The organism is Parabacteroides sp. APC149_11_2_Y6, assembly GCF_054506995.1.
The window spans coordinates 2,062,182-2,074,164 of the sequence record NZ_CP173709.1 but is presented as its reverse complement, the minus strand read 5'-3'; the positions used below and the strand labels follow the sequence as shown (position 1 = coordinate 2,074,164).

Genomic DNA, 11,983 nt, shown 5'->3' with positions numbered 1-11,983 from the left:
TTTATGTAATTAATGCAAACTCTAATTTTTGAATGTATAGAACTTATTCATCAAAAAATTAATCATTGTATAGAATGCCATTGCAATCAACTGATTGTAATACGGGTCTATCGGCACATAAGGCATCAAGACAAACATAAGGAAACTAAGTTGCAGCAAATAACAGATACCGAACACGACGCCAAAGCGTACGGCACTACTAATCCATCCTGCCGAACTTTGGAATGTCCATTGCTTATTCCATATGAAACTGTTTAAAACTCCGGCAACATATCCGGTGATATTGGATGTTACCTCTGAAAAACCACACAACTTCATCATAACCCATATGACAGTTGCTGTAATAAGCGTATTACTCGCTCCTACTAAGCCGTATTTAACGGCTTGCTTGATTGTCTCCCCCATGCTTTTTTTCTAAAATTGCTGTGATTTCATCTTCCGTCAATTCCTTTACATTTGTTATGGTAAAAACATCCGAAAGAAAATCACCGTATTGGTTACATTCGTTTATTATTTTGTCGAGTGTTAGTTTTATATCTGTACGTACCGGTATCAGGAATACCAACTCTACATATTCGTCGTGTATGCTAAGGCGTTCGATTTCACAATCAGCCCTTGGCAAAGAATAAGCAAACTCACGTTCGATTACTGTCCGCTGATAATCCTGGAAAGGTTTCAATTCTTTAGCGAGTATCAACACATAAAAACGCAATTTCTCCCCTTTCCCTCCTAAACCGGTAGATATATAAATCTGTTTTTCGTCCGACAATTCGGATTCCAGCGAGATACGGCTTTCCATCAATGCCATACTTGCCCAGTCTCTTACATCCTGCCCCGGCGACTTCATGTAGCTCTCAAGCATACGGTAAGCTTTAACCTCACGCGATGTTGCCAATACCGCCAATATGTATTTCTTCCGTTCTGTCGTCACTTCGGGGTCTTCCAACCCTTCCGAGAATACGATATAATCAGAATCGGTCAATTCCGATTTATTCTTCTTTATCTCTTCCGAATATTTAAAATATTCCATTTGAAGCTCCACCGGTACACGCTGTTCCAATATATGTAAATGCCCGTTCAAATGATTGAAGGACTCCTGAAATTTCTTAAATATGTTGTTTTCCTCTTCCATAGATTTGTTTCCTTATTATATGTATACTATATAAACAAGAAATTAAGACAAATATACGGCTTTTTCCCAATAATTAAGAAAAGATAAAATAAAAGGAAGCGTTACCGGAGATTCTTTATGGCTTCAAACCGTTACTATTCATGTTGATATTCATAGTTTTTATTTTTTACTTCGGGCGGGGAACAACCATATAATCTTTCTCCCACTCTTCATAACGGGCCACCATATCTTTTACCTTATCCGGATATTGCTCTGCCAGATTATACATTTCGCTGCGATCTTCATTCAAATTGTAAAGTTCCCAACTTTTCTTATTGTTTGGCCAAACAATCTTCCAACCGGAAGCATCAATCAGGGCTTTCTCATTAAAATGCTCGAAACATAATTCGTTATGCCCTTTACGTACACCGGTTTTAAATATCGGGTCCAGGCTCTGACCGGCTAAAGGAATTATCTTATGCCCATTATATTCTGCCGGATATTTCGTTTCGGAGATATCCAGGCAAGTTGCCATAATATCCATTACGTGCCCCATCTGTGTTGTAATCGAGCCTTTTGGCTGTTTGATACCTTTCGGCCAGTGGGCAATCATCGGAGTACAAATCCCCCCTTCATACGATTTTGCCTTCCAGAAACGGAACGGGGTATTGGCTGCATTCGCCCATTTAGCCCCTACAGATGCATAACTGGTTTCCGGGCCGGGCATCACCTCTTTCTGACGGGGATAAACGATTTTCCGCCCATCACGTGTTTCCGCCGGACGGTCATTCTCGCCTTCCGAATAATTCTGGCAGTCTTCGTTGCTGCACCCGTTATCCGACATAAAAAGGATTAAGGTATTATCCAGCTGACCGTTTTTACGAAGCGTTTCTATTACGCGACCAATCTCCTGGTCCATCCTGTCGACCATTGCTGCATGAACAGCCATCGCACGGGCATCCCATTCTTTGGTCGGGTTCTCTTCCCAAGAGTCGTTGAACTGACGGGGAGAAAGGTAATTGTCGGCATCACCAAACAGTTTCATTTCTTTCATTCGCTGGTAACGGGACTCACGTATAGCCTGCCAACCGTCTTTATATGTATCTTTATATTTTTCAATATCTTCCGGCAGTGCATGCAACGGCCAATGCGGACAGTGGAATGCCAGATACATAAAGAAAGGCTTCTCTGTTTCTGCATATTTATTCACATAGGCTACTGCCGTATCCGCCAGTGCGATCGTGCTGTAATAATCTTCAGGAACGGAATTTACAGGTTTGTCTCCACTGATTAAACTGAACGGATCAAAATAATCCACTACTCCGTAAATCGTACCATAGCAATCCTGAAAACCACGGTTGATCGGGTAGTTTTCTTTCGGTGTAAACTCATCATGTTGTACCTGATGTGCTAACCACTGACGCTGGTCCGGACGTAAAGGCGTTTCGGCAATATGCCATTTACCTACCCAAGCTGTCTGGTAACCATTCTCCTTTAGTGCTTCGGCAATCGTCACCCCGTTCTGGGTCATCGTGCCACGATAACCCGGTTGATGCTCATCAAACGTCATACGTCCGATACCTGCCTGATGCTGGTAAAGTCCGGTCAACAATGAAGCCCGGGTAGGACAACTACGACTTGTATTATAAAAATGGGTAAAGCGAAGCCCTTCCGCCGCCAACTTGTCCAGATTGGGAGTATGAATTTCACCGCCATAACATCCCAAGTCTGAATATCCCATATCATCCGCCAAAATAACGAGGATATTCGGTCGGGAATCCTGTTGGGCTGAAAGACCGGGAGCCAATGTTGCCATTGCTCCCAGATAGCCTAATTTTAAAATATTCTTATTCATATAACATTTATATATTTATTGAAGATTATTTTGTCCGTACTTTCCTTTTGGTAAAATACCAGTTGATTACCTTCTGGCTCAGTTCCGAACAAAGTTCCGGATATTTAGCAGAGAGATCGGTCGTCTCGTTCGGGTCTATTTTAATATCATAAAGTTCAAGATTTTTCCCGTCCGAATCAACTAACAGTTTCCAATCACCCCGCCGGATACCCAGATGCGGACTCCGTTGTTTCTTCTGGGGCTTATTGAAATATTTGTTCCGTCCGAAATCCCACATCATATCTTTGGTCCGCTGCTGCTCCTTGATGCCTAACAACGCCTGGCTCATGTCTTCTCCGCTATATTCGAAACCTTCAATCAGTTTTGCTCCTGCAATCTGACACAAAGAAGGATAAAGGTCTACCGCATTAATTACACTTTCATTATCTGTTTCACCGGCTTTAATGGTTCCCGGCCAACTGACGATAAAAGGCATATTGACACCTCCTTCATAAATACTGTTTTTTGACCCACGGTGTCCATTGGTTCGTGCATTATCGAAAGTCGGCAATGCACCATTATCGCTTGTAAAGATAACCAATGTATTTTCGCGTATTCCTAACCGTTCGAGTCCCTCCATCAAACGCCCGATCTGTTTGTCATATTGAGTAAGTACAGCCACAAAATTGTTACGGCTTGCCCAAGATTCGGAAATCGGATAAAATCCTGATGATGGAATCCACGGATCATGCATATCGTCCGGCCAAAGATTAACGAAACACGGTTTATCTTTATGGCGGGCCAAATAATCCAATGTCTTATCTACAAAATAAGCTGTACGATCCCAACGCTGGATACTATCCTTTTCACTCCAAATCCAATTGGATGCCGTAATCAGCGGGTCCGGGTCCGGACCTTCATAGGTGGTCACATATTCGTCAAAACCGTATTTCGGTATTTGTGGCGCATCGTCGACATCCCGTCCGCCTCCCATATGCCACTTCCCGATATGTGCGGTTGCATAACCGGCAGCTTTCAACGACTTGGCCATCGTAGGCGCATTGCTGTCCAGATAGTCACACTGCTCACAATTGGCATTTCCTTTCCGTTCGTGCAGGAAAGTGTTAATGCCCCATTCCGTCGGAAACATTCCGGTAGTCAGACCTACACGGGAAGGCGAACTGACCGGCGAGGATGTATAATAATGGTTGAACTTCAATCCTTGCGATGCAAGTTTATCTATATTAGGGGTACTCACCCACCCGCTGTTGTAACAAGACAAATCGCCTATTCCCATATCATCCGTATAGATAATGATAATATTAGGTCTCTGCTTCTGGGCAATCGTATCCACTGTATGGACCAGACTGCTACATGCTGTTAATAATAAAACTGCTTTATTCATGGTATATTTTATGATAATTATAAGGATTCCGTTTGAAAGGGTATTGTCTGCGCGGAACAGGCAGAGGGTCTTGCAAACGAACGTTCCAAATTAATAATTCTTTTAACAAATCAAGCTGTTCAGATACATATTTTTTATTATCGAACAAATTATTTACTTCAGAAGGGTCTTCCTTCAGGTTATACAGTTCTCCCCGTCCGTTATTATCCATAGCCAATTTCCAGTCTCCTTTACGCACCATCCGCAAAGAACCGCTTTGTGTCCAGGGATTAAGGCCATCAAAACTTCCTTCTACATCCGTTTTACAACTTCCAGCCTCTTCAAAAGTGAGAGGTTCATCCATGGTAAAGTCTTCTCCTCCATACCCTTGCTCTACCATAATACTGGAAAACTCTTCACGAGGATACTCTTCTCCTTTCAGCATTGGCCAAAGGCTTCGCCCTTGCACTCCTACTGGAATCTCTGCGCCTACAACACTACATAATGTCGGGAATATATCGACAATAGATACATGTGCATCCATCGGTTTACTTTGAGGCTTAATACCATATCCAGACCAAATCATAGGAATGCGAGTAAGAGACTCTGCCACACCTGAACCTTTGCGGATAAGTCCGTACTCACCACAATAATCTCCATGATCGGATAAAATAATGAACAATGTATTATCCCCTAAGCCATACGATTCTATCCCTTCTATCAGCCGTTTCATTTGATCGTCGATCATACGGACCATCCCTAAATAGATGCTTCTTAGAAGAGGTATCTGTTGCTGTAAGTTCGGGCAGGCTTTATCCTCCAATGCTGCCAGTGCCATATATTTCTCACCTTTCTTTTCCAAGTCTTTACGGGATGTCAAAAGTGGAGGTAAATTTTCCGGAGGAAACATTGAAAAATAGGGGTCACACACTTGGGAGGGAGTATGAGGCTCAGGTATAGATACCTGGATAAAAAACGGATTATTTTTTTGTTGTTTAATCCATTCTAATGCGTGACTTACGATTTGATAAGGCTGTTGCTGTTCGACAGAGAAAGGCGCTGGTTCCAAATAATGTCCCGGTACTTCTTTATTTAAGAACTGAGCAAATGCTTTTTCATTACTTGTTTCAGGTTTATCTTTACCGCGATGTCCATAGCCGACAAAATAATCAAATGCCGTATTTGCATTTCGATATGTATGGTTTTTTCCGATCAAAGCTGTATGGTATCCATTTTCTTTCAATATATCCAACATATCTTTCTCATAATACGCATCAGGTATATTATGATTCGTTCGCACATGAGTTGCACTGGGAAATCTCCCCGATAACAAAGAACAACGAGCCGGAGCACTTGCCGGAGCAGATGTATATGCATTATTAAACCATACAGATTGAGAAGCTAACGAATCGGCATAAGGAGTAACCTGCAAAGGAAAACCTTCACGCCCGCAGAGGTCCGCCCGTTGTTGGTCTGTAATGATCAAAACAATATTGGGCTTAGCCGGTTGGGCTGACACTGAAGTCGCAGCCCAACCGACTAAAGTTAAACATGTACATAAACAATGTTTCATCGATTGTCAGGTTTAATATCCCTCATTTTGTTTTAATAAAGAATTAGCATCTATAGCAGACTGCCTTATAGGAAACCAAACATGAAACTCCCGAGCATTTGTAATACCCCGGTCTCGAGCACATTGAATATACTTCCCTGTTCTAATTAAATCACGACGGCGTTTTCCTTCATGATAAAATTCCCATTTACGTTCTTTCAATATTTGTTCCAATAAAGCCTCTTTAGACGAGAAATCGCTTAATGAAACATCAGTAAGGCCTGCTCTATTTCTGATCTGATTAATTAAATCGATACTTGTTTGGTTAACACCTTCCAACTCTAATAAAGCCTCTGCTTTTGCCAACAATATTTCTGCATAACGGATAAGGGGGAAATCATTACCATGAGCATTACCAGAAGCTGCAGGATCCGGTGGAAATTTGATAGCTCTTGTATCATTTTGGTGAGAAGCATCCAATAAATCAATCGTATTACCCTTTGAATCTTTATATTTTGTTACTATTCGACCTTTCCGTTGATCGTTCGCTTCAAAACTATAATAAAAGTCATCATAAAGTTTATAATTGGAAGCAAAATTCGACCATTTAGAATTTATAACTCCTTCCAGATATCCATCTATTCCTTCTTTAAAATCCAAAGGCAAATCTGTTGCTAACAAAATATTAGTTGACCCACTATTAGCTAAACATGTTGTTTCCCATATAAATTCATTGTTTCTCTCATTTTCCAAAGCAAACAACATATTATAGTCTTTGAATAATTCATATTTCTTGCCTGCTTTACCATCTATAATTTCTTGGGCTGTATCTACACACTTTTGCCATTGATGTGTATTCAGATACCATAAACACAGAAACCCTAATGCTGCACCTTTATTTGCTCTTCCATAAGCAGGCTCACTATCTGCCGGATAAAGGACTTTTATTATATCAGTCAACTCCGTTTCCATAAATTCAAGAAATTCTTCTTCTGAAGCTCTGGATAATTCCAACGGGTCATCCACACTTCGGCGGATGGGCATTGGCCCGTATTGATCCCATAGATAATAATAGGCCCAAATACGAATAAAACGAGCTTCAGCTTCCATTAGTGTTTTATCCTCTTCCTTTGTAAATCCTGAAGCATTAGATATATTACTTAATACAACATTCGCATTACGTATCATTTCCCAATATTGCATCCAACTAAATGCTTCCAATTCATTTGACGGATCCCAACGAAAGTTAATCAAAGGGACTGCGGTTCCATTCTCTCCTCCTCCACTTTGCGTTAAAATATCCGTAGTCATATCTGAGCGTTTTACGATATTTCGGATATCATTGCCTTTACCATAGGCATCAGCCAGCACAGATTCTAATCCGGATTTAGAAGCTAATAACGTACTTTCTGTGTATTCTGATTTAACAGGTTCTTCCAATAGAGCTTCACATCCTGAAAACAAAGATAAAGCACATATTGAGAACAGATATATTGATAATCGTTTCATAAGACATTGTATTAATCGTATTAAAAATCTAATTTTACTCCAAACATGTATGTTCTTGCGCTTGGATAGGAGTTGAAATCCATACGGAAATTCGAGTTATTATTTGAATTCAATGTTGGATCCAGTCCGATGTAGTCTGTCCATGTGAAAAGGTTTTCCGCTGTAGCATATACTTGCAAGGATGCAATATATTTTGATACTTTAGGGAATGTATAACTCAAACGGATTGTTTTTAAACGAACATAAGATGCATCTGAAATGGTTCTCGAATTACATACTTTACGCCCAAACTTCAAAGGATTAACAAAAGATGGATATTCATTAGTCGGATTATCAACTGTCCATCTATTCAAATACAGTTCAGAAAATTTATTTCGTCTGAAACTAATCGGGAAATAATTATCAATCAAATTTCCGTTCAACATATCTACACCTTGAACACCTTCAAAGAAAACATAAAGGCCAAAATTCTTATAAGTAAAAGTGTTACCGAAAGACCAGGAGAAATCAGGGAATGAATTACCTAAAACAACACGGTCTTTATCATCTATTACTCCATCACCATTCTGATCCACATACTTCAAATCACCAGGAACATAGTCCTCTTTCATTTTACTATAATCATCATTTACTTGCCATACCCCTTCCACTTCATATCCATAATAAGAATTCAAAGGAACTCCCGGACGGCGGATAACAACCTGATCAACATGAGTATAGCCAGCTCCAATGATAATTTCATCTATCCCTCCCAAATCTTTCACTTCATTTTTCATTGCAGAGAACGTGAAATTAGAAGTCCAACTAAAATCACGATTATCAATATTGACTGTATTTAATGACAATTCTATTCCCCGGTTATCGATACGACCAATATTAGTTAACTGATTGCTGTATCCTGTCGACTGAGGAATCGGAAGTTCCAACAACATATCTGTTGTCTTTTTCCAAAAGTAATCAATACTACCATTCAATCTATTATTGAAAAAGCCATAGTCGACTCCAATATTATACTGATCTGTTGTTTCCCATTTCAAATCTGGATTAGGTATTTTCGAGGGTTTAGTTCCTGTAACCGCTTGACCATTCCAAATAGCATCATTTCCCGAACTATACGTACTAAGAGCAGGATAATTGCCTATTTCCTGATTACCTGTACGTCCCCAGCTTAATCTCATCTTTAATTGGGAAAGAGCATTGAAACTCTTTAAAAAAGATTCATTTGAGATTTTCCAAGCTAATGCTGCAGAGGGGAAATAACCGAATCGATGATTTGTACCAAAACGTGAAGAACCATCAGCTCGAAAAGTAATAGTTGCCAAATATCTATCATCAAACCCATAATTAAAACGACTAATATAAGATGCCAAACGATTTCCGGTCACAGAATTTGTTATCCTAAAAGTTTCCTGATTTCCTAATTGCAAATTGTCAGCACCTAAAGACTCATCCGGGAAATCTGCGGCACGGCTATTCATACTGGTATTAACAAAACGTTGATAACTCATACCAAACAAACCACCTACAGAATGTTTATCTTTAAATGTCTTGGCATAGTTCAATGTACCTTCTATAATATAGTTACTCTTCTCTGAGTTCTGATTAGAACCTATGCCGCCATTATCTTCTCCATATTGTGTCAAACTGGAAATAAAATTCTTTCTATTCTCATTCACAAAATCAGTACCTAGGCTAAGTTTGGCAGTCAGTCCATCGATGATACGATATTCTCCGTAAGCAGAAGCCAATATACGATAAGTATCCGAATGTGATTTCATTCCTTCCTGGATGGCTACAGGATTATCAACAGAAAGAATCGTAGAACGGACATAGTTTCCGTCTTCATCTTTTACAGCAAGAGTCGGGTCATAATTGTAAGCAGCATACAGAACGCCGGCTTCTGCATTTACACCATAACCATTAGCAACAAAATGATCCTTTACATAACTGCCGGACACATTAAAATTAACGGTTAAGCGGCTGTTAATATTCGATTTCAGGTTCAGACGTGCCCCCCAGCGTTCAAAACTCGTATTCTTAACAATACCATCCTGATTAGCATAATTCAATGATGCATAATAGAATGTCTTCTCATTTCCTCCGGTAAACGATAGCTGATGTTCATGGCTAATTGCATTTTGTTTGGTCACTTCATCTTGCCAGTCCGTACCCAAGCCATTGTTTGCAATATCTCCAACCCTATAAATCTCACTTTCGCCACCTTCATCAATAATGGCATTCAATACTCTCTTATAATCAGCAGCATTCAATAGGTCCAGCTTTTTTGCAGGACTGGAAATACTGACTGAACCAGAATAACTGACCTGTTGCTTGCCTGTCTTTCCTGATTTCGTTGTTATCAAAACAACCCCATTGGCACCTCTTGAACCATAGATAGCTGTAGCAGAAGCATCTTTTAAAACTTCTAACGATTCAATATCCGCCGGATTAATAGTGGACATCGGATTACGAGGGGTACGGTTACTGTTAAAACCGACAATAGAACCTGATTCTACTGCACGGGAGTTATCAATCGGAACCCCATCGATTACATACAAAGGTTCAACTCCTGCATTAATAGAACTTGCCCCACGGATATTAATAGAAAATCCAGCTCCCGGTTCACCACTGTTTTGTATAACACTTACACCTGCACTTTTACCAAATAGCATTTGGTCAACAGATGTACCTATACCCTCTTTTAATTCATCCACTTTTATAGAAGATACGGAACCGGTCAAATCACTCTTCTTCATCGTCCCATAACCTACCACTATCACTTCATCCAAAGCCTGCGTATCTTCTTTTAGGATAATGTGCAGCGTATTATTATTTCCAACTTTTACCCGTTGATCCAAATAACCGATATAAGAGATACGCAATTCTGCTTTTTCCGGCACTTGAAGAGAAAAGTTTCCGTCCAAATCGGTAATAGTGCCGTTTGTTGTGCCTTCAACTACAATATTTGCACCGATAACAGGCAGGCCGGATTCATCAACAACAGAACCTTTTATTTTACGGTCATTACTTGTTTGTTTTGGAGAAGCAGCCTTTAAGGTAAGAACAATCAGGTTGTTATCATCCGCTTTGTAAGTAATATCCGAGCCAGCAAGAAGTTTACTCATTACCGAATCTATATTCTCATCTTTTGCAGAAAAAGAAATGACTTTATCTAAACTTGATAAATCGTTATTATAAAAGAATTTATAATTACTTAAACGCTCTATCTCTTTTAATGCCTGACGGATTGATTGGCTCTTTACATTAATCGTTATTTGAGCAAACAACGATGGGGCAAGTATCAGAATGAGCAATATTAATTTAATTGACCTAAATTGCCGTTTTTTAAGGACATAAATAGCCCTACTAATTAAATAATTCATAATTTTGTAGACTTAAAGGTATTTATTAATTGCACTTGTTATTTGCGAGATACCGAAGTGCTGTTTATAAATCACGAATTAGGGGATGGTGTCTGTCACTATCCCTTTTTTACTTTATCCTGTATCTTCCATGCTCTGTATTTTAAATGTTAGACAAACCATATTATTTTAACGCTCTCTCATAATAAGCCTTTTGGCTCATATTTTCCCGCAAGACAATCACGCTGTCACGCACCTCATACGATAATGGCGAAGTCAGGGATAATATTTGCAAAATACTTTCCAGACTCGTATTGCCCGGAGTTCCGGTAAAACGATACTTTTTCAGTGACTCGGATTCGAATACAATCCGTGTGTTATAATTACGTTCCAGCGTATGAACGATATTTTCAAAAGTTTCCCCATTAAAAGTCAGTTCATTATATTTCCAGTTGATGTAATCGACTGCATCATCGACTGTGCTTTTTTCCATACGGCCAGTTTGTTTATTAAAAACAATCTTTTCGTTCGGACTTAAAATTAAACTATCATCCCCAGATGTCACCTCCACTTTTCCGGTTCTTAATACAGTCGATACATCTTTTTCTTCTGCATAGGCTTTTACATTAAAACTGGTACCCAATGCACGAACTGCTATGTCTTTAGTCTCTACAATAAACGGACGTTCTTTATCAGGCGTAACCTCGAAATAGGCTTCTCCTTCCAGAGATAAAACTCTTTCATGACGGTTGAACCGGTTGCCATATGATAATTTAGAGTCCGAGTTTACCCAAACTTTAGAACCGTCAGGAAGTATAACATTCGCCTTTTGTCCTCTCTCTACCAGAACAATCATATCTTCCATGTCCTGCAAATTCATTGCATAATAGTAGGTAGACAAACCCGTCAACAACAGAAGTATTACAATTGAAGCCACACGTGCCGTCCATAAATAAATCTTATGGGATTTACCCTGTTTTGTAAATGCCTGTGTATTGTTCTTCCGGTCTATCTTTTCTTTTATCCGGCCAAATAACTTTTGTTGTAAATCCGTATCTATATCGAATGAAACAGCATTCCACTGCTCATCAGCCCAATCCTGAAATTCACCTTCATTTTTCAGCCACAGGATAAGCATCTGTACTTCTTCGGGAGAAGCCTGCTTCTGCAAGAACTTATCGAAATTCTGGAAGATTTTTATAACCACTTTATTAGCAAGCAGTTCTGAGGA

8 protein-coding genes are annotated in these 11,983 nt (G+C 39.6%); all 8 read right to left on the bottom strand.

Annotated features, from left to right (window positions below; translation table 11 throughout):
• Positions 1-21 precede the first annotated feature (21 nt).
• The 8 genes from ACGE0T_RS08410 to ACGE0T_RS08375 all read right to left on the bottom strand — a co-directional run bounded on the left by ACGE0T_RS08410 (position 22) and on the right by ACGE0T_RS08375 (position 11,959).
• Entirely contained in the window at positions 22-405 is a 384-nt protein-coding gene (locus ACGE0T_RS08410; RefSeq protein ID WP_459190068.1) for a GtrA family protein, read from the bottom strand.
• Positions 377-1,132 (bottom strand): hypothetical protein, encoded by a 756-nt coding sequence (locus tag ACGE0T_RS08405; RefSeq protein ID WP_459190067.1) that lies wholly within the window; start codon positions 1,130-1,132, stop codon positions 377-379. The genes ACGE0T_RS08410 and ACGE0T_RS08405 overlap by 29 nt, the downstream gene beginning before the upstream one ends.
• 166 nt (positions 1,133-1,298) lie before the next feature.
• On the bottom strand, positions 1,299-2,966 hold the full coding sequence (locus ACGE0T_RS08400; protein WP_459190066.1) for a sulfatase-like hydrolase/transferase: 1,668 nt from the start codon (positions 2,964-2,966) through the stop codon (positions 1,299-1,301).
• A 25-nt stretch (positions 2,967-2,991) separates the two neighbouring features.
• Entirely contained in the window at positions 2,992-4,350 is a 1,359-nt protein-coding gene (locus ACGE0T_RS08395) for a sulfatase family protein (protein ID WP_459190065.1), read from the bottom strand.
• Positions 4,343-5,902, bottom strand: coding sequence for a sulfatase family protein (locus tag ACGE0T_RS08390; protein WP_459190064.1), 1,560 nt, complete (start codon positions 5,900-5,902; stop codon positions 4,343-4,345). The genes ACGE0T_RS08395 and ACGE0T_RS08390 overlap by 8 nt, the downstream gene beginning before the upstream one ends.
• Positions 5,903-5,914: 12 nt before the next feature.
• Positions 5,915-7,390, bottom strand: coding sequence for a RagB/SusD family nutrient uptake outer membrane protein (locus ACGE0T_RS08385; RefSeq protein WP_459190063.1), 1,476 nt, complete (start codon positions 7,388-7,390; stop codon positions 5,915-5,917).
• A 20-nt stretch (positions 7,391-7,410) separates the two neighbouring features.
• Positions 7,411-10,773: a TonB-dependent receptor gene (locus ACGE0T_RS08380; RefSeq protein ID WP_459190062.1), complete on the bottom strand. Its 3,363-nt coding sequence runs from the start codon at positions 10,771-10,773 to the stop codon at positions 7,411-7,413.
• A 163-nt stretch (positions 10,774-10,936) separates the two neighbouring features.
• The gene (locus tag ACGE0T_RS08375; RefSeq protein ID WP_459190061.1) at positions 10,937-11,959 is read right to left on the bottom strand and encodes a FecR family protein; all 1,023 of its coding nucleotides are present in this window, start codon (positions 11,957-11,959) and stop codon (positions 10,937-10,939) included.
• Positions 11,960-11,983: the final 24 nt, after the last annotated feature.

What these genes read in the sequence shown, in the direction of transcription:
- ACGE0T_RS08410 (WP_459190068.1), bottom strand. Translation starts at nt 405, where the DNA reads ATGGGGGAGACAATCAAGCAAGCCGTTAAATACGGCTTAGTAGGAGCG.
- ACGE0T_RS08405 (WP_459190067.1), bottom strand. Translation starts at nt 1,132, where the DNA reads ATGGAAGAGGAAAACAACATATTTAAGAAATTTCAGGAGTCCTTCAAT.
- ACGE0T_RS08400 (WP_459190066.1), bottom strand. Translation starts at nt 2,966, where the DNA reads ATGAATAAGAATATTTTAAAATTAGGCTATCTGGGAGCAATGGCAACA.
- ACGE0T_RS08395 (WP_459190065.1), bottom strand. Translation starts at nt 4,350, where the DNA reads ATGAATAAAGCAGTTTTATTATTAACAGCATGTAGCAGTCTGGTCCAT.
- ACGE0T_RS08390 (WP_459190064.1), bottom strand. Translation starts at nt 5,902, where the DNA reads ATGAAACATTGTTTATGTACATGTTTAACTTTAGTCGGTTGGGCTGCG.
- ACGE0T_RS08385 (WP_459190063.1), bottom strand. Translation starts at nt 7,390, where the DNA reads ATGAAACGATTATCAATATATCTGTTCTCAATATGTGCTTTATCTTTG.
- ACGE0T_RS08380 (WP_459190062.1), bottom strand. Translation starts at nt 10,773, where the DNA reads ATGAATTATTTAATTAGTAGGGCTATTTATGTCCTTAAAAAACGGCAA.